Source organism: Mesorhizobium sp. EU05-FHT14A09, assembly GCF_058790995.1.
Genome location: NZ_JBYTDF010000011.1, coordinates 171,336 through 190,156 on the forward strand (window position 1 = coordinate 171,336; position 18,821 = coordinate 190,156).

The 18,821-nt window shown below is 64.1% G+C and carries 21 protein-coding genes; 3 read left to right on the plus strand and 18 right to left on the minus strand.

Going from position 1 to position 18,821, the window contains the following annotated elements; translation table 11 throughout:
• Positions 1-182: 182 nt before the first annotated feature.
• Positions 183-1,721, plus strand: a complete 1,539-nt coding sequence (gene pdxR, locus AC3WTO_RS27300) for a MocR-like pyridoxine biosynthesis transcription factor PdxR (RefSeq protein ID WP_492463963.1) — start codon at positions 183-185, stop codon at positions 1,719-1,721.
• Between the two features lie 105 nt (positions 1,722-1,826).
• On the opposite strand, the gene AC3WTO_RS27305 is transcribed toward pdxR, so the two are convergent.
• The 10 genes from AC3WTO_RS27305 to AC3WTO_RS27350 all read right to left on the minus strand — a co-directional run bounded on the left by AC3WTO_RS27305 (position 1,827) and on the right by AC3WTO_RS27350 (position 10,563).
• Complete coding sequence (locus AC3WTO_RS27305) at positions 1,827-2,204, minus strand: hypothetical protein (RefSeq protein ID WP_492463962.1); 378 nt, start codon at positions 2,202-2,204, stop codon at positions 1,827-1,829.
• The gene (locus AC3WTO_RS27310; RefSeq protein WP_492463961.1) at positions 2,201-2,497 is read right to left on the minus strand and encodes an autorepressor SdpR family transcription factor; all 297 of its coding nucleotides are present in this window, start codon (positions 2,495-2,497) and stop codon (positions 2,201-2,203) included. Before AC3WTO_RS27310 ends, AC3WTO_RS27305 begins: the two co-directional genes overlap by 4 nt.
• A gap of 48 nt (positions 2,498-2,545) precedes the next feature.
• On the minus strand, positions 2,546-3,136 hold the full coding sequence (locus tag AC3WTO_RS27315) for a dihydrofolate reductase family protein (RefSeq protein ID WP_492463960.1): 591 nt from the start codon (positions 3,134-3,136) through the stop codon (positions 2,546-2,548).
• Positions 3,137-3,256: 120 nt separating this feature from the next.
• Entirely contained in the window at positions 3,257-4,876 is a 1,620-nt protein-coding gene (locus AC3WTO_RS27320; RefSeq protein WP_492463959.1) for a dihydroxyacetone kinase subunit DhaK, read from the minus strand.
• Positions 4,877-4,889: 13 nt separating this feature from the next.
• Positions 4,890-5,885, minus strand: coding sequence for an ABC transporter ATP-binding protein (locus AC3WTO_RS27325; RefSeq protein WP_492463958.1), 996 nt, complete (start codon positions 5,883-5,885; stop codon positions 4,890-4,892).
• Entirely contained in the window at positions 5,878-6,975 is a 1,098-nt protein-coding gene (locus tag AC3WTO_RS27330) for an ABC transporter ATP-binding protein (RefSeq protein WP_492463957.1), read from the minus strand. The genes AC3WTO_RS27325 and AC3WTO_RS27330 overlap by 8 nt, the downstream gene beginning before the upstream one ends.
• Positions 6,976-6,979: 4 nt before the next feature.
• A complete protein-coding gene (locus AC3WTO_RS27335) occupies positions 6,980-7,168 on the minus strand; it encodes a hypothetical protein (protein WP_129414363.1) in 189 nt (62 codons plus the stop codon).
• Complete coding sequence (locus AC3WTO_RS27340; protein WP_492463956.1) at positions 7,165-8,106, minus strand: carbohydrate ABC transporter permease; 942 nt, start codon at positions 8,104-8,106, stop codon at positions 7,165-7,167. Before AC3WTO_RS27340 ends, AC3WTO_RS27335 begins: the two co-directional genes overlap by 4 nt.
• Entirely contained in the window at positions 8,103-9,050 is a 948-nt protein-coding gene (locus AC3WTO_RS27345; protein WP_492463955.1) for a carbohydrate ABC transporter permease, read from the minus strand. The genes AC3WTO_RS27340 and AC3WTO_RS27345 overlap by 4 nt, the downstream gene beginning before the upstream one ends.
• A 178-nt stretch (positions 9,051-9,228) precedes the next feature.
• On the minus strand, positions 9,229-10,563 hold the full coding sequence (locus AC3WTO_RS27350; RefSeq protein ID WP_492463954.1) for an ABC transporter substrate-binding protein: 1,335 nt from the start codon (positions 10,561-10,563) through the stop codon (positions 9,229-9,231).
• Between the two features lie 255 nt (positions 10,564-10,818).
• On the opposite strand from AC3WTO_RS27350, the gene AC3WTO_RS27355 reads away from it, so the two are divergent.
• Positions 10,819-11,850, plus strand: a complete 1,032-nt coding sequence (locus AC3WTO_RS27355; protein WP_492464118.1) for a LacI family DNA-binding transcriptional regulator — start codon at positions 10,819-10,821, stop codon at positions 11,848-11,850.
• Positions 11,851-11,883: 33 nt separating this feature from the next.
• On the opposite strand, the gene AC3WTO_RS27360 is transcribed toward AC3WTO_RS27355, so the two are convergent.
• From AC3WTO_RS27360 to AC3WTO_RS27385, 6 genes are all read right to left on the minus strand, one after another.
• Positions 11,884-12,261: a hypothetical protein gene (locus AC3WTO_RS27360; protein WP_492463953.1), complete on the minus strand. Its 378-nt coding sequence runs from the start codon at positions 12,259-12,261 to the stop codon at positions 11,884-11,886.
• A 3-nt stretch (positions 12,262-12,264) separates the two neighbouring features.
• On the minus strand, positions 12,265-13,212 hold the full coding sequence (locus AC3WTO_RS27365) for a GlxA family transcriptional regulator (RefSeq protein WP_492463952.1): 948 nt from the start codon (positions 13,210-13,212) through the stop codon (positions 12,265-12,267).
• Between the two features lie 72 nt (positions 13,213-13,284).
• Positions 13,285-13,926, minus strand: coding sequence for a VOC family protein (locus tag AC3WTO_RS27370; RefSeq protein ID WP_492463951.1), 642 nt, complete (start codon positions 13,924-13,926; stop codon positions 13,285-13,287).
• A gap of 64 nt (positions 13,927-13,990) precedes the next feature.
• Complete coding sequence (locus tag AC3WTO_RS27375) at positions 13,991-14,785, minus strand: SDR family NAD(P)-dependent oxidoreductase (protein WP_492463950.1); 795 nt, start codon at positions 14,783-14,785, stop codon at positions 13,991-13,993.
• A 195-nt stretch (positions 14,786-14,980) separates the two neighbouring features.
• Positions 14,981-15,736, minus strand: a complete 756-nt coding sequence (locus AC3WTO_RS27380; protein ID WP_492464117.1) for an ABC transporter substrate-binding protein — start codon at positions 15,734-15,736, stop codon at positions 14,981-14,983.
• A gap of 125 nt (positions 15,737-15,861) precedes the next feature.
• Positions 15,862-16,149, minus strand: coding sequence for a hypothetical protein (locus AC3WTO_RS27385; protein ID WP_492463949.1), 288 nt, complete (start codon positions 16,147-16,149; stop codon positions 15,862-15,864).
• A 289-nt stretch (positions 16,150-16,438) separates the two neighbouring features.
• Between AC3WTO_RS27385 and AC3WTO_RS27390 the strand changes: the two genes are divergently transcribed.
• A complete protein-coding gene (locus AC3WTO_RS27390) occupies positions 16,439-17,425 on the plus strand; it encodes an MBL fold metallo-hydrolase (RefSeq protein WP_492463948.1) in 987 nt (328 codons plus the stop codon).
• A gap of 36 nt (positions 17,426-17,461) precedes the next feature.
• On the opposite strand, the gene AC3WTO_RS27395 is transcribed toward AC3WTO_RS27390, so the two are convergent.
• Positions 17,462-17,749, minus strand: a complete 288-nt coding sequence (locus AC3WTO_RS27395) for a pentapeptide repeat-containing protein (protein ID WP_492463947.1) — start codon at positions 17,747-17,749, stop codon at positions 17,462-17,464.
• A gap of 181 nt (positions 17,750-17,930) precedes the next feature.
• Complete coding sequence (locus tag AC3WTO_RS27400; RefSeq protein ID WP_492463946.1) at positions 17,931-18,701, minus strand: ABC transporter substrate-binding protein; 771 nt, start codon at positions 18,699-18,701, stop codon at positions 17,931-17,933.
• Between the last annotated feature and the right edge of the window lie 120 nt (positions 18,702-18,821).

Genomic DNA, 18,821 nt, shown 5'->3' on the forward strand with positions numbered 1-18,821 from the left:
CAATGTGCCGCGCACGGCCACGCCCACCAAGGCCGAAAACGGCGGACAGGGCGCCTGGCGCTGCATGCGTGACGGAAACATCTTGCTTAACCTCCTCTGAAAGTGGTTCATTATTTCGCCAGCTTTGATCGAAATTGAAGGTCCACTTCGGCAGATCGGCGCGGACCGCTTTGGAGGTTGCGATGGAAAGAGGCTCACGCCGCCATGAAGGCCCGGCGCATCTGGTCGACATCGCGCTCGAGCGTCATTCGACCGCGCCGATCAGCCGGCAGCTCTATCTGCAGCTGCGCCAGGCCATCGTTTCGGGCCAGATCGCGGCAGGAGCACGCCTGCCGTCGACACGCGCGGCCACCAGGCTCTGGACCATCTCGCGCGGCAGCGTCGTCGAAGCCTATGAGACGCTGCTCAACGAAGGCTACGTCTTCGGCCGCGGCGGATCGGGCACCTATGTCGCCAGGGACGTGCCCGAACGCCTGGTAACGGCCGCGCACACCCAGGCTGAGCGCCACGCCGTCTTGCCCCGGCTGTCGCGTGCGGCGCAGGCTTCCGCGCAGGTGCCGGCGCTGGAGGTCCCGCCGCAGGTGCCGTTCGTCACCGGCCGCTCGGCCCCCGACGCCAAGACGCGCTCCGTGCTGAAACGGCTGGCGTACCGCCATGTCGGGATCCTCTCCGACCACTACAGGGACCCGCAAGGAGAACCGCATCTCAGGGAAGCGGTGTCGTCCTATCTCGCCGCGGCGCGTGGCCTGCGTTGCTCGCCCGAACGCATCTTCATCACAGCCGGCTCCCAGCAGGCGATCGATCTCGCCATCCGCACGCTGACTGATCCCGGTGACCATGTCGCCATCGAAGATCCCGGCTATCCGCCGGCACGGCTGGCGCTGGCCGCGCACGGCACCCGGCTGCTTGCGGTACCGGTGGACGCAGACGGCATTCGTGTCGACAGCCTGGTGCAAAACAGGGAATTAGAGCGTTTCCGCGTTTCCGGAAAAGACGGAAACGCTCTGGTCGGGCACGGCGACACCATCCAGGCCGTCTATGTGACCCCGTCGAACCAGTATCCGACAGGCGTCGTGCTCTCGATGGCGCGCCGGCTGGCGCTGGTCGACTGGGCGGCAGCGAACGGCAGCTGGATCATCGAGGACGACTACGACAGCGAGTTCCGCTACGACGAGCGGCCGCTGGCAGCACTCCAGGGCATCGACGACCATCAGACCGTCGTCTACGTCGGCACCTTCAGCAAGGCGCTGCTGCCGGGGCTGCGGCTCGGCTATCTCGTCGTTCCTGACAGGGTGGTGCCGGCTTTCCGCAGCATGCGCACGCTGCTCGATCGGTTCCCGGCGCCGTTCCAGCAGCTGGTGGTGGCGGACTTCCTGCGCGAGGGGCATTTCTCGAGCCATCTGAGACGGTTGCGCGAGACCTACCGGACCTCGCGCAACCAGCTGGTGAGCGCGCTCGGCGAGCGACCGGAGTTCGAGGCGGATACGCCGCACCAGGGCGTGCACCTGATCGCGCGGCTGCCCGAAGGCATCGACGATGTCGCCTTCGCCAGGGCCGCCCGCCGCGCCGGCGTTACCGTCGGCCCCATCTCACCGATGTGCATTGGCAACGATCCGCGCCAGGGTCTGCTGCTCGGCTTCTCCGCGTTGACGGAGGCCGAGATCGAAACAGGCGTCGCGCGGCTGGTTCGCGCTCTTGGAGAGACCAAGGGCGCTCCCTAGAGCGTTTCCGTTTTTCACGGAAACGCGGAAACGCTCTAAGTTTTTGTTTTCACCGCATTCTTGTAACGCCAAATGATTCCACTTGGCTACAAAATGCTCTGAACGTCACCGCGCTTTTCCGCTGGCCTGGTTCCACAGCCAGAGGCAGTAACCCATCGTTGCGATGATACCGGCGGCCACCGCGCCGGTCCCGACACTCATCGCCAGCGGGATCGGCGCGAACGCCCAGAACCCCGCATAGACGAGGCCACTGAGGACCAGGGCCCAGCCGGAAAATCGCGCAAGCTGCCGGGCATAGGCGCTGGGTGCGACCCGCTTGGGTGCGCGATTGCCGTAATAGGCGATCATCAGCCCATTCATCGCGACGACCCGCAGCGTGGTGTCGTGGTCGATATAGCCCTGCCCGCGCAGGAATGCCGCCGCCAGCGACACCAGCAGGATGCCGGCACCCCAGGCGAAAGCGACGAAAAGCTCGTTTTTCATCGTGCGGCCTCCATCTCGGCCGGCAGCGGCTCCACTCCCAGCCCGAACGAATGCGCAAAGCCGAGCAGCGTCTCCTCCAGCACCGACAGCTTCAGATGGTAGATGACGGATTTGCCTGCCTTCTCGGCATGAACAAGGTCAGCCTCCTTCAGCACCGAGAAATGCGCGGACATCGTCGGCTTGGAGACATCGAAATGCCGGCAAAGCTCACCCGCGCTCATCGGTCCGCTCTTCAGGAGCTGCAACACGTGACGGCGGGTCGGGTCGGCGAGCGCTTTGAACACCCCATTCATAATTCGATGATTAGCTAATCATCGAATAGAAGTCAATTCGCAGCACGGTCACCCCGGCCGATAGATCTGCGCCTGCGAGCCGCGTGGAAAGGTAATCGAGCCGACCCGCGTAAGGCGCCTCGGCGCGGCGAGGCTGGCAAAGATCGGCAAGCCCTTGCCCAGGGCCAGGGGGTGCACCACCAGCCTGTATTCGTCGACCAGTCCCTGCGCGATCAGGCTGCGCGCGAAGGCGGCGCCGCCATGGGCGACGATCGGCTTGCCGTCCTGGCTTTTCAGCCTGGCGATTTCCCCGGCAAGATCCCCGCCAGCGACATAGGCCTCGCTCCAGCTTTCCGCGCCGGGCTGCAACGGCCCCGATGGAGCAGCGATCGCCTGCAGCACCGCCGGGCCCTGGCTTGAAAAGACTGCCTTGGGAATCTGGTTCATCAGCGGCGCGAACACGCCGCTGGCGCCGGGCCAGTAAGCAGCCATGCTCCGGAAGGTCCGGCTGCCCATGATGTGCAGGCCGGCACCGGACAGGTTCTCCACCTTCCAGGCCATGGCCTGCTCGTCGCCGTCGCGTATCCAGTCGGCCTCGCCGTCGGGGCCGCAGACAAACCCGTCGAGCGACATCGTCATGGTCAGGATCAGGTCTCGCATCGCGTGCTCCTTGGTTGGCTTCCCAAGGACGGGCGAGACGGCGGGATTCCGACAGGGCGATGCGGAGAAAGAGCGGCGCTTATCTCCCCCTTGCGGGGGAGATGGCAGACGCCTCGCCTCTCAGGCAGCCAGATGCTCAAACAGCCGCGCCACCGCCTCGGCGCCGGGGTCGATGTGGCCTTCGAGCTGGCGGGCGTTGATGTAGGCGGCGCGGCCGGCCTTTGCGCGCGTCAGCGTGGCGGTGAAATTCGCGCCCTGTCGCGCCGCCTGTGCCGCGTCGGCCATGCTTTTGCCGAGCGCTTCGAGCGCGGGCGCCAGCGCGTCGACCATGGTGCGGTCGCCGACATGGGCGCCGCCGATCTCCTGCATGCGCGCCAGCCCTGCCCGCAGCGCCTCGCGGATCGGCAGGCCGCTCGATGCGCCGTCGCCGGCGGCTGCGAAGAAGATGGCGAGCAGTACGCCGGAGGAGCCACCCATGGTCTGGCTGAGTTCCAGGCCGATGGCCCGCAACAGTTGCGTGTGATCCGACAGCGGCAGGCGGTCGATGGCGTTGATCAACGCGCGCGCTGCCCCGGCCAGGGTCGAACCGGTGTCGCCATCGCCGGATTTCGCGTCGAGCGCATTGAGATCCTGCTCGGCGGCGATCAGCACGTTGCAGCAATTGATCAGGAAAGCCCGCGTCGCTGCATGGTTGGACGGCATCGGCATGATCGGCGTCAGCCCATCCGGCAAAGCGGCGACGGCGATCGGGCGAACCTCGGAGACGCCCGGCCAGGCGGCGATCGGCACAGGGGTCTTCAGCAGGGCCAGTTCGGCGGCATTGGCGGCAAAGACCGAGATCGAAAAGCCCTGCATGTCGAGCGAGGTCATCAGCGGGGCCGGGCCGACGGTGTGGCTGATCCTGGCGCCGACCGACGAGCCGAGCAGGTCATGCGCGAGCACCGACATCTCCAGAACCGAGGTGCCGCCGAGATTGTTGATCAGCGCCACGTGCTGCCCCTCGCCCATCACGGCGGCGAGCCGTTCGACCATGGTCGCGACAGAGGCCCTCGCACCGGCGAAATCGATCTGCTCGACGCCGGCCTCGCCATGGATGCCGAGGCCGAGTTCGGCCTTGCCTTCGGGAATGCGGTCTTCCTTCGGCGAACCCGGCACCCGGCAGGTGTCGAGCGACATGCCGATGGAGCGCGTGCCGGCGATGACGTGTCTGGCAGCCGAGGTCACGGCGTCGAGATCGGCGCCGCGTTCGGCGAGCGCGCCGGCGATCTTGTGCACGAACAGCGTGCCGGCGACGCCACGCGCCTGCGGCAGATCGGGCAGAGCGATGTCGTCGCCGACGATCACCATGGAAACGTTGAGGCCGAAGGCGCGCGCACGCTCGGCGGCAAGGCCGAAATTCAGCCGGTCGCCGGTGTAGTTCTTGACGATGAGCAGGCAGCCGGCCGGGCCGGTGACGGCGAGGATGCCGGCGAGCACCGCATCAACGCTGGGCGAAGCGAAGACGTCGCCGCAGATCGCCGCCGTCAGCATGCCCTTGCCGACGAAGCCGACATGGGCCGGCTCGTGGCCGGAGCCGCCGCCCGAGACGATCGCCACCTTGGACTTGTCCCAGTCGCTGCGCAGCACGACGCGGATGTGCGGATAGCCGTCGAGGCGGGTCAATGCGCCGCCGGAGAGCGCGAGCACGCCATCGATCGCCTCGGTGACGACGTCCTCGCGCTTGTTGATGAACTGGGCCATGAAACTGCTCTCCCTAGATGAGGCGCATGCCGGCGGCGTCGAAATAGAGCGGCCGGGAAGGTTGGATGCGGATGGTCTCGCCGCCCCTGAGCGGCGTGTGCGCGTCGGTCACGGTGACGAGGTCGTGTCTCTTCAAGGTCAGGTGCAGGCGCGTCTGGTCGCCGAGATGCTCGACCCGCTTGACCAGCGCCTCCTCGCCATCGCCCTGCACGATGTGCTCGGGGCGCAGGCCGATGCTCCTGGCGCCCGCCGGCGCGCCGGCAAACAGGTCTGCCGGCAGCACGTTGATGCGCGGCTGTCCGAGCCTTGTCGCGGCATAGACGCTGACCGGCTGCTCGTAGACCTCGCGCGGTGAACCGAACTGCACCAGCCTGCCTTCGTTGAGCACGCCGACATGGGTCGCCATGGTCATCGCCTCGATCTGGTCGTGGGTGACGTAGAGCAAGGTGGCGCCAAGCTTGGCCTGGATACGCTTCAGCTCGATGCGCAGGTCGGCCCGCAGCTTGGCATCGAGCGAGCTCAGCGGCTCGTCCATCAGGAAGATCTCGGGGTTGCGCACCAGCGCGCGGCCGATGGAGACACGCTGCATTTCGCCACCGGACAGCGCTGTCGCCTTGTTGTCCAGCTTATGGGCGATCTGCAGGACTTCGGCGACCTCCTTGACCTTGGCGTCGATGACATCGCGCGGCGTCCGCAGCAGCGGCGATTTCAGCGGGAATTCCAGGTTCTGGCGAACCGTCAGATGCGGGTAGAGCGAATATTGCTGGAACACCATGGCGACGTTGCGCTCAGCCGGCGACAGGCCCTGCATCGGCTGGCCGCCGAGATAGACCTCGCCGCTGTCGGGCTTGTCGAGACCGGAGACCATGCGCAGCGTCGTCGTCTTGCCGGCGCCGGTCGGCCCGAGCAGCACGACGAAGGCGCCGTCGGGGACCGTCAGCGAGACATTGTCGAGCGCAACCGTGTCGCCGAAGCGCCTGGTCACATTCTCAAGCACGACATCAGCCATGACCGAGCACCCCTTCATTGGCCTGCGACAGCAGCGCCTTGCCGCTTTCGGCGTCGAACAGCGACAGCGTGCGCGGGTCGAACTCCAGCCCGACCAGTTCGTCCTCGCGCACCGCCTGGGCGGACGAGATGCGCGCCTTCAGGTCGCCATGTGCGGTGGCAAGCCTCACGATCTGGGTGGTGCCGAGATATTCGACGGCGCTGACACGGCCACGGTAGGCAGCATCGTCACGGAAGGCGACATGCTCGGGCCGCACCCCCAGGGTGAGGCGGCCGGCACGGCCTTCGCGCGCCGCCGGCACCTTGATCCTGACGCCGCGGAGATCGACGCTGTCGCCGTTGATGCCGATCATGCCCTCGAAATCGAGGAAGTTCATCGATGGCGAACCGATGAACTGGGCGACGAATTTCGTCGCCGGCCAGTCGTAGATCTGCTGTGGCCGGCCGAACTGCTCGACGACGCCATGGTTCATGACGACGATCTTGTCGCCCATCTGCATGGCTTCCAGCTGGTCATGCGTGACATAGACGGTGGTGGCGCCCATGCGGTCGTGCAGCGCGCGCAGTTCTTCGGCCATGTGCTCGCGGAACTCGGCATCGAGCGCGCCGAGCGGCTCGTCCATGAAGAAGGCCTTCGGCCGCCGCACGATGGCGCGGCCGAGCGCCACGCGCTGGCGGTCGCCGCCGGAAAGCCCGCCGACCGGCTTGTCGAGGATGTGCTCGATCCTGAGGATGCGGGCGACCTCGGCGACGCGCGTCCTGACCTCCTCGCGTTTCATGCCCTGGCTGACCAGCGGATAGGAGATGTTCCTGCGCACATTCATGTGCGGGTAGAGCGCGAACATCTGGAACACGAAGGCGATGTCGCGCTGGCTCGCCCGCTTCATGCCGACTTCCTCGCCGTCGATGAAGATCTCGCCCGAGGTCGGCAGTTCGAGGCCCGCCATCATGCGCAGCGTCGTCGTCTTGCCGCAGCCGGAAGGGCCGAGCAGCATGAAGAATTCGCCGTCCTCGATGGTGAAGGACGAGGAGCGCACGGCCGTGAACGGGCCGAACTCCTTGCGCACGTTCTGGATTCTGATCTGCGCCATCGGCCTACTCCGGGAAATGGCTGACGATGATGAACATCACCGTGCCGACGAGGGTGACGATGAAGGACCACGAATAAAGCGCCAGTACGAAGGGCTGCATCAGCATGACGACACCAGCGGCGATCAGCACCGATGCCAGCATCTCCCAGGCCCCTCGCCTGAGATGGAACAATCCGTCGAAAAAGCTGCTCATTTGCGGACGGCTCCGAAGGTGATGCCGCGCAGCAGATGCTTGCGCAGGAGAATGGTGAAGACCATGACCGGCACCAGGAACAGGGTCGCGCCGGCGGCGACGGCCGGCCAGTCCTGGCCGCTGACGCCGATGATGGTCGGGATGAAGGGCGGCGCGGTCTGCGCGTTGCCGGAGGTCAGCAGCACCGCGAAGGCATATTCGTTCCAGGCGAAGATCAGGCAGAAGATCGCGGTCGAGGCGATGCCGGTGGCGGCCTGCGGCAGCACGACCTTCCAGAAGGCCTGGAAGCGCGTGTAGCCGTCGATCAGGGCCGCCTCCTCGTACTCAATCGGGATCTCGTCGATGAAGCCCTTGAGCAGCCAGACCGAGAGCGACAGGTTGACCGCCGTGTAGAGCAGGATCATGCCGGCATGGGTGTCACTGAGCCCGAGCGCGCGGAACATCAGGAAGATCGGGATGGCGACCGCGATCGGCGGCATCATGCGCGTCGACAGGATGAAGAACAAAAGATCGTCCTTCAGCGGCACCTTGAAGCGCGAGAAGGCGTAGGCCGCGGCCGTGCCCAGCACGATGCACAGCACGGTCGAGCCGAAGCCGATGATCACCGAATTGGTGAATCGTTCGGCAAAACGCGACGGCCCGGAAATGACGAGGCCGTCCTTGCGCACCAGCCTGTCGTACCAGGTCTGCGGCTCGCCCACCGCCTGCAGCTGCTCCTCGGTCAAGCGGGTGCGTGTGGTGAAGACGTTGACATAACCCTCGACCGTCGGCGTGAAGAAGGTCTTGGGCGGATAGGCGATGGCGTCGGACGGCGACTTGAAACTGGTCGCGATGATCCAGACCAGCGGCAGGATGGTGATCAGCGCATAGAGCACCACCAGGATCCCGGCGGACCATTTCTGCCGCAGCGACGGCTCGGTGACGGAATAGCTGCTCATCGCTGTTTCACCTTGTTCAGGGCTTTGACATAGATCGAAGCCAGGCCGAAGACGGTCACGAAAAGGATGACGGCATAGGCGGAGGCATAGCCGGTTCGCCACTTTTCGAAGGCTTCGCGCTTCAGGTTGATCGAGGTGAGCTCGGTGACCGAACCCGGCCCGCCGCCGGTGAGCTGCACGACGAGGTCGAACATCTTGAAGTTCTCGATGCCGCGGAAGAGCACGGCCAGCATCAGGAAGGGCAGCACCAGCGGGATGGTAATGGTCCAGAACTGCCGCCATTTCGAGGCGCGGTCGCATTCGGCGGCCTCGTAGATGCTGGCCGGAATGGAGCGCAGGCCGGCGAGGCAGATCAGCATCACGAACGGCGTCCACATCCAGGTATCGACGATGATGATCGCCCATGGCGCCAGCGACACGTCGCCGATCATCGAGAAGGAGGACGGGTCGGCGCCGGTCAGGAAACCGACCGCATAGTTGAACAGGCCTATCTGCGGCTGGTAGAGGAAGGTCCAGAAATTGCCGACGACCGCCGGACTCAGCATCATCGGCAGCACGATGATCGTCGTCCAGAGATCGTTGCCGCGGAACTTCTTGTTGATCAGATAGGCGAGCGCGAAGCCGATCAGCACCTGCAGCACGATCGTCCAGATCAGGAAATGCGCCGTCGCCTGCATGGTCAGCCAGATGTCGCGATCAGACAGGATGTTCAGGTAGTTCTTCAGGCCGATGAACTCGACCTCGGCATTGGGCCGATTGACCCGGAAGTTGGTGAAGCTCAGCCGGATCGTCCAGATCAGCGGGAAGATGTTGACCGCCAGCAAGAGCACGATCGACGGCGCGACGAACAGCCAGGCGAGCGCCCGGTCGGACAGGCCGTGCACACGCCTGGTTATGGCGCGCGGCGTCGCCGCGGCGACGCGATCGACCGATGATTGCAACATTGATCTTCCCCTGCTTGGCAACTGCGGGATGGCCGCATCATGACCCGCCGCGTGGCGGCGGGCCAGAGCTGACACATGGCCCCGGACATCGGCATGGACCGTCGAAAGGGCAATGCGCCGGGTCACGGTGGTGGAGCGCCCCTTCCGTATGAAAGGGCGCTCGGTAGTCCAGCGGCGGTCAGTACTTGCCTTCGTCGTCGAAGACCTGCGTCCAGTCCTTGACGAGACCGTCGAGCGCATCCTGGGCGGAACCCTGGCCGGCGACGACATAGTCGTGGAAGCGTTTCTGCGCCGCCTGCAGCAGCGAGGCGTAGGACGGCTCGGCCCAGAAATCCTTCACGATGGCCATGGAGTCCAGGAAGGTCTGCGCATAAGGCTGGCTGGTGGCGAAGCCTGGATCCTCGACCACCTTGCGCAGCGCCGAATAGCCGCCCATCTGCCACCATTTCTGCTGGATCTCAGGCTGGGCGAACCACTTGATGTAGGCGAGCGCATCGTCCTTCTTCTCCGAGGCCGAGACCACGGAAATGCCCTGGCCGCCGAGCTGGGCGAAGGCAACGCCGTCCGGACCGGCCGGGTTCGGGAAATAGCCCGATTTGTCACCGCCGACATTGGCGTCGGCATTGATGCCGGGCCAGGTGAAGGCGAAGTTCATGTGCAGGGCGACCTGGCCCGACTTGTAGGCGTCGATGTCCTCGGACATGTAGGCATCGGAATGACCGGGCGGCGTGCAGCAGTCATAGAGCTGCTTGTAGAATTCGAGACCCTTCACCGCCTTGGCGGAGTTGACATAGCCCTGCAGATCATAGGGCTTGGCCGGGTTCTCATACTGGAAACCGAACGAGTAGAGCACATCCATGACGCCCATGGTGATGCCCTCGGAGCCGCGCTCGGTGTAGATGGCCGCGCCATAGACGGTCTTGCCGTCGATCTGGCGCTTCTGGAAGAACTCGGCGATGTCCTTGAGTTCGGCAAAGGTCTTCGGCACGGCGAGGTCGCGGCCGTATTTCTGCTTGAATTCGGCCTGCAGCTCGGGGCGGGCGAACCAGTCCTTGCGATAGCTCCAGCCGACGACGTCGCCGAAAGCCGGCAGCGCCCAGTAGTTCGGCGAATTCTTCGGCCATTCGGCATAGCCGACGACCGTCGCCGGAATGAAGTCGTCCATCTTGATTCCTTCCTTGTCGAAGAAATCATTGAGCTTGACGTATTGGCCGTTCTCGGCGGCGCCGCCGATCCACTGGCTGTCGCCGATCATGAGGTCGCACAGCTTGCCGCCGGAATTCAGTTCGTTGAGCATGCGGTCGGCGAAGTTCGGCCAGGGCACGAATTCGAACTTCATCTTGACGCCGCTCTTGGCCTCGAAGTCCTTGCTGAGCTCGACGAGCGCATTTGCAGGATCCCAGGCGGCCCAGCACAAAGTCAGGTCCTTTGCACTCGCCTGGCTCGTGCCGGCGACGCCGGCGGCCAGAAGCGCACCCAGGGCGGCCAGTGATGTGACATAACGAGATTTCATGGCTGGGGCCTCCCGTCCCCTGCTTCCGACCTCCATCGGAAGAAAACACCCTGTTCAGGGCACCTGACGCGGAACGACCTTCCCGGCCTCACTCCTCCGCTGTGGTCCACGCCGATCCTCCCGGCCTGCCACTGCGAGAGTCATAATTGAGGTGCGCACCTCAAAGCAAGCAAATTTTGAGGTGCGCACCTCAATTCTTGCTTTTCATCTGCTTTTGTTGGAGATATCCGGCTAACTGGAAGCGGGATGACAAGCGTGCGGCCAACCGCGAAAGACCTGGCAGAAGCCGCGGGCGTGAGTCTCGCCACCATCGACCGTGTTCTCAACGAACGGCCGAATGTCAGCCCGAAGGCGGCAAGACGGGTGGCCGAGGCGATCGAGCGCATCGGCTTCGTGCGCAACCCCGCCGCCGTGGCGCTGGCGCGCAACAAGACCTATCGTTTCCGCTTCGTGCTGCCGACTTCCGGCGACCAGTACCTGTCGGAACTCATCGCCCGCGTCGGCGAGGCTCGCGAGGCGGCGCGCGGCGATTCCACCGAGGTCGAGGTCGCCCGGATCGCGATGAACGACCCGCACCCTGTCGCGAAATACCTCACCGGCATCGATCATGACGAGCTGGACGGCGTCGCCGTGATGGCGCCGGAATCGCCGCAGGTCCGCGACGCGCTGCTGCGGCTGGTGGAACGCGGCGTCAAGGTGGTGCAGTTCCTGTCGGGCCAGGAGCGGCTTGAAAGTGCCGACTATGTTGGTGTCGACAATTTTGCCGCCGGCGCCACCGCCGGCAAGATCGTCGGCCGTTTCATCGGCGAACGGCGCGGCAAGATCGTGGTCGTTTCCGAAACCATGATGGCGCTGGACAGCATCCAGCGCCGCCTCGGCTTCGACAGCATCATTAACACCCGCTTCCCGCAGCTCGAATGCCTGCCGTCGCTGGAAACCTATGCCGACGAAAAGCGCGCCGAGCTCATCATCCAGCGCACCCTGCAGCACAATCCCGATACGGTCGCCGTCTATGTGCTGAGTTCGGAAGCGCGCATCCCGTTGACCGCCATCTGGAACGCGCGGGACACCCGCCCGCTGACCATCGTCGCGCATGAGCGCACGCCCTTCAGCGAACAGGCGCTGGTGGATGAGCGCATCGACGCGGTGATCGCGCAGGACCCCGGCCATGCGGTGCGCAGCGCGCTGCGCATCATGCGCGCCCGCTCCGACCACCGCGAGCTTCTGGCCTCGCAGGAGCGCATCCGCATCGAGGTCCTGCTCAAGGAAAACCTGCAGTTCGAATAGGTTCGCGCCAGCCGCCGCGCAGAGAGCGATCGGCTATTCATCGCTTTCGATCGCGATCTCCCACTGAAGGAACTCGGCTATTCTCGTGGAGATCTGCTCATAGAAATCTCGCCGGTCAATATCGGAGCAGACCATTTCGACCCGATTGAATTGAGCAATGTATGCGCCGTCACTGGCCCAGTCGCCAGCCGCCGTCGCGTTCACGATCGTTATGCTGAGCCATGGCCGGCCATCCGCGCCGCCAAAACTGACGGCGCCCGTCTGCCTGAGCTCGGGCTGCCCCTGGAGAAATCCTATCAACGGGCCTGTTTCGGAAAGTGTGTTCCGCGCGTGTGGAGGCAGGATCGAGATGTACCAATAGCTGGAAATGCGCTTGTCCCTCCGGAAGGCTTCTAAACGGAAATGCTGCAAGTGTCAGCTTGCCAGCGACGATTCCCGCGCGCTGCGCCGGATCGCCATCGGGGGCTGCCCGAACGCACGGATGAAGGCGCGCCGCATGCGCTCGCGATCGGCGAAACCGGTCTCGGCGGCGACCACTTCGATCGGATGCCGGCTCTGCTCCATCATGACGCGCGCCGTTTCGAGCCGCAGGTTCTCCACCGCCTTGGCCGGCGTCTGCCCCGTCTCGGCGCGGAAGGCGCGACTGAACTGCCGCGGGCTTAGATGGGCAGCCTCGGCGAGTTCCTCCACCGAAAGCGCCGAGCGCAGGTTGGTCCTGGCATAGGCCAGCGCCTTCTGGATGCGATCGGACTTGGGATCGAGGGCCAGCAATTCGGAATGCTGCGACTGGCCGCCGGCGCGGCGGTGATAGAGCACCAGCCGCTGCGCCACCGCCCGTGCAAGATCCGCACCGAGATCCTTCTCGATCATGCCGAGCGCCATATCGACGCCCGCGCTCATCCCGGCCGAAGTCCAGACCGAACCGTCGACGATGAAGATGCGATCCTCTTCCATGCGCACCTTCGGGTAACGCGCCTGCAGCTTGCTGGCGACAAGCCAGTGCGTGGTTGCCCGCCGGCCGTCGAGAAGGCCTGCCTCCGCGAGAATGGCGGCGCCCATGCAGATCGAAGCGATACGGCGCGTCGACTTGAACGCCTTGCGGGCAAACGCCACGATGGCGGGAGCCGGCTGGTCGATGACGATCCCGGTTCCGAAGATCAGCGTGTCATGACCCGACAGGCGCAGCTTGCGCGTCTCGATCGGGATGCCGAACGAATTGCTCAACAGGCCGCCCGTCTCCGACAGGATCTCCATGTCGTAGACCTTCTCGCCGGCGACCAGATTGGCGAACTCGAACGCCGAAGCAGCGGCAAGGCTCATCATCTGGAAGCCGGGCGTCAGCACGAAACCGATCCGCAGCATCAGTGCACTCCTCCGCAATCCGTGGCGCAGAAAGTGGAATAGCCGAGATTCCGGACACTTTCCATCTTGGCCTCAGAGCGGCAGTTCCGCACCGGCTTTTTCCGCCACCATGTAGGCGGCGTACCAGTCGGGCCAGTTGAAATCGTGCTGGCCGCCGTTGCGCTTCTCGTGCTCGCCATGCGCCTCTGCCGCGCGCCGAAGTGCTGCCGCCAGATCGGCCACTGAACCGTAGGCGGTGACATCCGGCTCGACGCGTCCCGGCAACCGCGCGGTGATCTCCTGGAGGATCCAGCCATTGCCGTCCGGATCGCTAAACGTGGCGAAAGAATTGTAGCTTCTTCCCTCCGGGTCGCGTCCGGGCAAGGCCGGTCCGCCGACAGCGGCGCGATGGAACGCTTCGCTCACCGCGACGCCATGCGCCTTGAGGCTCGCACGCGCGGCCTCGATGTCGCTGACGATGAGATAGAGCCCCTGCGCCGAGCCGGGTGCCGCGGGCGTCAGCCCCTTGCCGAAATGGATCGAGGCGTTCGAGCCGGGCGGCGTGAACTGCACGACCCGGAAGGCGTCGCCGTTGACGAAGTCGGCATCGAGCCGCCAGCCGAGACCAGCATAAAATGCCTTGGCGCGATCGACATCGGCGACGGGAAGCACCACGACTTCCAGTTTCAGTGCGGTTGCGGACGATGGGTTATCAGAGTGTGGAATGCGGGACATTGTCGTTTCCTTTCCCAGAAGGTTGCCGTGGACGGCGTCGCTGCAAGGGACACCGCCCCGGGGATCAGGCTGCATAACGTTTCGCGGGAGCACCCAGCGAAAGCTTGGGCCTCAGGGCATTGCGCGCGGCCTCGAAAGCCTGCCAGTCGGCAATGTCCGGCAGCGATGGAATGGTAACCAGTTCGCCGAGCTTCAGTCCCGCCAGTGCCGCGTCGACCATCGCTTCGGCAGGCATGACGATTTCGCCGGGCAGATGCTCGATGGGCGTTCCGGCGAGACCCCAGAAATCGGTTGCCGTCGCGCCCGGCAGCACGACCTGGACGCGGATGCCCTTGTCGGCCAGTTCGTGGTGCAGCGACTGCGAAAAGGCCAGCACAAAGGCCTTGCTGCCGCCATAGACGCCGTTCAGCGTTTCGGGGGAGATCGCCACCATCGAGGAGATGTTGACGATGGTGCCGCCGCCGCGCGACACGAAACCGGGCACTGCCGCATAGGCCAGCCGCATCGGCGCGGTCACATTGATATCGATCATCGACTGCATGGCATCGACATCGCTGGCGAGCAACGGCGCGGTCGCGCCAATTCCCGCATTGTTGACGAGCACGGTGATGCTGGCGTCGGTGCGCAGCAGGTTCTCGACTTTTCTCAGGTCCGTGCCATTGGCCAGGTCCGCCGGGAACACCTCGACCGAACGGCCGGTGGCGTCGCTGATGGCGCCGGCGAGGCTGCGCAATTTGCCGGCATTGCGCGCCACCAGGATCAGATCATAGCCCTGTCTCGCCAGACGATCGGCATAGATCGCGCCTATTCCCGACGATGCGCCAGTGACGAGAGCCGTACCCTTATGTTCGCTTGTCATCTTCGTTCTCCTTTGATGCTCCCATCGATGGGAGACCCGTTGAAGATAGGATGACCGGCGCTCGTCCTGAATGTCGAAGATGCCACCTTTTAGGACATGCCGCCTGAACCCTTAGCCTTCGCCTCCTGTTCGGACGCAAAAACGGGCGCCAGCGGCGCCCGTTTTCCATCAGCCTCGAAACGGCTCGAGCCGCGCTCAATAGATGTCGAAGTCGAAATACTTCGCCTGCACCTTCTTGTAGGTGCCGTCGGCGACGATGGCGTCAATGGCGGCGTTGAAACGCTCGCGCAGCGCATCCTCGCCCTGGCGGATCGCGATGCCGATCTGTGCTTCGGTGCCCTTCACGTCGCCGATCACCTTGCAGCAATCCTTGCCGTTGCCGTTCTTGACCCAGTCGACCAGCACGAACTTGTCGGTGATGATGGCGTCGAGGCGGCCGTTGACGAGGTCGGTCGCGGCGTCCTCATGCGTGGGATAGAGTTTCACTTCGGCGCCGGCTTTGGCGTACACGTCCTGCGCATAGGTGGCTTGCATGGTCGAACCCTGCGCGCCCAGCGTCTTGCCTTCCAGCGCCGCCGGCTCGGTACCGGTCACCGTGGTGTCCTTGAGCCCGGCCAGCGCCAGCGGCGTCGAGTAGTATTTGTTGGTGAAGGCGACCTGCTTCTTGCGCTCTTCGGTGATGGTCATCGAAGCGATGATGGCGTCGAACTTCTTGGCCTGCAGCGCCGGGATCATACCGTCCCAATCCTGCGCGACGATCTCGCACTCGATCTTCATCTGGGCGCACAGCGCGTTGGCGATATCGACGTCGAAGCCGGCCAGCTTGCCGTCGGCCGTCACCGTGCTGAAGGGCGGCGCCGCACCCTCGGTGGCGATCTTCAGCGTCTCGGCGGCGGCCGGCGCAACCATCAACATCGTCATAGCCGCAGCCGAGACGAGCCATTTCGAAATCTTCATTCTTGTTTTCCCTCCACGTCGGCCAGAACGGCGCAATCCTGCCAAACATGTGCTGGCAAAGCGAGGAAGCGCCAGCACCGGGCTTCGATTGGTGCTCGAAAGAGAGTTGGTTTGAGGCGCTACGATCCCGTCCCTTGTGAGGGTTGGACAACGCCTTCTTCGTATTTCTGGATGATAATATCGCAAGACTTGCGGAGCTTTTTCAGGTTCTCGATCGTCAGCATGCGTGACACCTCGGATTCACCTCGTGCATATTGAATCCAGATTATCTTCTCCTCATCGTCCATTGCCAGGAGCAGAGTGGCGATATCCTTGCCTCTGGCATCGAATATCTTCTCCCGCACATAAACGTCGTAGCCGTAGTCGTATTTGAACATCCGCCAAAAGGCTTTCTTCGTCGAAACCATGGTTCCCCTCCACTGACCAACACTTGGCCGCTTTGGGCAACCACACGCAAGGAAATTCAAACGGCATCCTGAATACCCGAAGACGAGTGACGACCCGCGCTCGAACCGGGCATTCTCCCGCGATAACACCCGGCTCACGCAAAGGTGACCCCGCCTTGGCCGTGTCGGGTTGAAGCGATGGGTCCGGCTGTTAGCCTGCCGCATGGGTTTACCCCCTGGACGTGGAACCGGTCGGCGATGAGCGCCGCCGGTCAAGGCCGCGCCTGCTGACCCTTGGAGTCCCCGATCAATGGCCAGTCTTACCCTTTCCCGCCGTACCGTCATGACAAGCGCCGGCGCCCTTGCCGCCGCCGTCACCCTCGACCTGCCTGTCGGCATCGCCCCGGCCCGGGCACAGGAGGCACCCGCGAGCCACAATCCCGGCTTCTACCGCTACAAGGTCGGCGACATCACCGTCACCGCACTCAACGACGGCTTCGGCAAGCGCCCGCTCGAAGGCTTCATCCGCAATGCCGAACTCGCCGACGTCGAGAAAGCACTGCAAGCCGCCTATCTGCCAAGCGACGCGCTTTCGATCTCCTACACCACGCTGGCGCTGCAGATCGGCGACAGGCTGGTGCTGATCGACACAGGCAATGGCGATTCCGGCGCGCCGACCTCAGGGGTCTGGATGAACAACTTCAAGGCGGCCGGCTTCAGGCCGGAGGATGTCTCGACCGTCATCATCAGCCATTTCCACGGCGACCATATCAACGGCTTCCGTCTCAAGGACGGCACCGCCGTCTTCCCCAATGCCGAGGTCATGGTGCCGGCTGCCGAATGGGCGTTCTGGATGGACGATGCCAAAATGAACGCCGCGCCGGAAGCCGCCAGGAACGCCTTCGCCACCGTGCGCCGTGTCTTCGGTCCCGTCGCCAAGGATGTGAAACAGTTCGAAGCCGACAGGGAGCTGGTGCCCGGCGTCACTGCGATCGCCGCTCCCGGCCACACGCCCGGCCACACCGTCTTCGCCATCACCTCCGGCGAAGACAGGCTGATGGCGCTGTCGGACACGACCAATCATCCGGCGCTCTTCGTGCGCAATCCCGACTGGACGGCGATCTTCGATATGGACGGGCCACAGGCGATAGAAACCCGGCGCAAGCTGCTCGACATGGCGGCAACGGAGAAGATGCAGGTCGCCTTCTACCACGCCCCCTTCCCCGCCACCGGCCACATCGCCAAAGCGGGCGACGGCTTCGAACTGGTGCCGGTGCAATGGAGCAGCGCGATCTAGGGCTCAACCCAGAGGCTTCTCCTGAGCGGGACGCAATCAAGGCAACTCGCCGTCGGCGAACACACGCCCGTAGGCGGTTGCTCCCCGAAAACTGGTGGCGCTCAGGTCGGCGCCATCGAAGACTGCTGAATCGATGGCCGCCCCGCTGAAGGTCGCGCCGGCGAGTTTCGCCCCCGAAAAATCGCATGTCTTCACATTGCAATTGCTGAAGTCCGCGCCCTCGAGCTCAGCACCATTGAAGCTGGCGAGGATAAAGCTTCCCGCAAAGATCGCGCCGCGCAGGTTGCAGTTGCTGAAGTCATGCATGCGATCATCGAGATCCATGCCCCGAAAGTCCCGCTCTCCAACAGCAAAGCGAGCGAGGACGTCATGGGATCTGGTGTCGTCTGTCATGGAGTGACAAAAACGGATGAACGCCACCGGGTCAATGGGCCCAGATAAAAGGCCGGCACACGTACCGGCCTTTTGTCGTCAGCGGTGGCGGGCTGGCGATCAGCCCCCCGGCTTAATAGATGTCGAAGTCGAAATATTTCGCCTGGATCTTCTTGTAGGTGCCGTCGGCAACGATCGCGTCGATGGCGGCATTGAATTTCTCGCGCAATTCATTGTCCTCCTTGCGCAGTGCGATGCCGGCTTCCGTCTCGGTTCCCTTGACGTCGCCGATCATCTTGCAGCAGTCCTTGGCCGAGCCGTTCTTCATCCAGTCGACCAGCACGAACTTGTCGGAAAGGACAGCGTCGAGACGGCCATTGACCAGGTCGGTGACCGCTTCTTCCTGCGTCGGATAGAGCTTCACATCGGCACCCGCCTTGGCATAGACGTCCTGCGCATAGTTCGCCTGCGTGGTCGAAGCCTGCGCGCCCACGGTCTTGCCCTTGACCGCATCGCCATCCGTACCGGTCAGCGCGCTATCCTTCAGCGCAACAAGCGCCAGCGGCGTGGTGTAATATTTGTTGGTGAAGGCCACCTTCTGCTTGCGCTCTTCGGTGATGCTCATCGAAGCGATGATGGCGTCGAATTTCTTGGCCTGCAGCGCAGGGATCATGCCGTCCCAATCCTGCGTGACGATCTCGCATTCGGCCTTCATCTGCGCACACAGCGCGTTGGCGATGTCGACGTCGAAACCTTCGAGCTTGCCATCGGCGGTGATGGTGTTGAACGGCGGATAAGCGCCTTCCGTGCCGATCTTGATCTTGTCGGCGGCAATGGCGGCACTGGCGCCAGCCACCATCAGCGTTGCGGCCGCAACCGTTGCGAACCAGCTGGACATTTTCATCGTGTTCCCCCTCGGATTGGTCTTGTTGTCCGCAGGCAGCCAAGCACGCCACCGAAGGGCAAGCAAGCGCAGGATGCGACGTGGACCTGCTGCTTTAGGCGAGTGGCGAGATGAGGCAGT

Excerpts from the sequence above, each read along its gene's own strand:
- AC3WTO_RS27320 (WP_492463959.1), bottom strand. The coding sequence starts at position 4,876 with ATGGCCCAGTTCATCAACAAGCGCGAGGACGTCGTCACCGAGGCGATC.
- AC3WTO_RS27305 (WP_492463962.1), bottom strand. The coding sequence starts at position 2,204 with ATGAAAAACGAGCTTTTCGTCGCTTTCGCCTGGGGTGCCGGCATCCTG.
- AC3WTO_RS27315 (WP_492463960.1), bottom strand. The coding sequence starts at position 3,136 with ATGCGAGACCTGATCCTGACCATGACGATGTCGCTCGACGGGTTTGTC.
- AC3WTO_RS27340 (WP_492463956.1), bottom strand. The coding sequence starts at position 8,106 with ATGAGCAGCTATTCCGTCACCGAGCCGTCGCTGCGGCAGAAATGGTCC.
- AC3WTO_RS27365 (WP_492463952.1), bottom strand. The coding sequence starts at position 13,212 with ATGCTGCGGATCGGTTTCGTGCTGACGCCCGGCTTCCAGATGATGAGC.
- AC3WTO_RS27350 (WP_492463954.1), bottom strand. The coding sequence starts at position 10,563 with ATGAAATCTCGTTATGTCACATCACTGGCCGCCCTGGGTGCGCTTCTG.
- AC3WTO_RS27390 (WP_492463948.1), top strand. The coding sequence starts at position 16,439 with ATGGCCAGTCTTACCCTTTCCCGCCGTACCGTCATGACAAGCGCCGGC.
- AC3WTO_RS27400 (WP_492463946.1), bottom strand. The coding sequence starts at position 18,701 with ATGAAAATGTCCAGCTGGTTCGCAACGGTTGCGGCCGCAACGCTGATG.
- AC3WTO_RS27310 (WP_492463961.1), bottom strand. The coding sequence starts at position 2,497 with ATGAATGGGGTGTTCAAAGCGCTCGCCGACCCGACCCGCCGTCACGTG.
- AC3WTO_RS27330 (WP_492463957.1), bottom strand. The coding sequence starts at position 6,975 with ATGGCGCAGATCAGAATCCAGAACGTGCGCAAGGAGTTCGGCCCGTTC.
- AC3WTO_RS27345 (WP_492463955.1), bottom strand. The coding sequence starts at position 9,050 with ATGTTGCAATCATCGGTCGATCGCGTCGCCGCGGCGACGCCGCGCGCC.
- AC3WTO_RS27395 (WP_492463947.1), bottom strand. The coding sequence starts at position 17,749 with ATGGATCTCGATGATCGCATGCATGACTTCAGCAACTGCAACCTGCGC.
- AC3WTO_RS27385 (WP_492463949.1), bottom strand. The coding sequence starts at position 16,149 with ATGGTTTCGACGAAGAAAGCCTTTTGGCGGATGTTCAAATACGACTAC.
- AC3WTO_RS27375 (WP_492463950.1), bottom strand. The coding sequence starts at position 14,785 with ATGACAAGCGAACATAAGGGTACGGCTCTCGTCACTGGCGCATCGTCG.
- pdxR (WP_492463963.1), top strand. The coding sequence starts at position 183 with ATGGAAAGAGGCTCACGCCGCCATGAAGGCCCGGCGCATCTGGTCGAC.
- AC3WTO_RS27370 (WP_492463951.1), bottom strand. The coding sequence starts at position 13,926 with ATGTCCCGCATTCCACACTCTGATAACCCATCGTCCGCAACCGCACTG.
- AC3WTO_RS27335 (WP_129414363.1), bottom strand. The coding sequence starts at position 7,168 with ATGAGCAGCTTTTTCGACGGATTGTTCCATCTCAGGCGAGGGGCCTGG.
- AC3WTO_RS27325 (WP_492463958.1), bottom strand. The coding sequence starts at position 5,885 with ATGGCTGATGTCGTGCTTGAGAATGTGACCAGGCGCTTCGGCGACACG.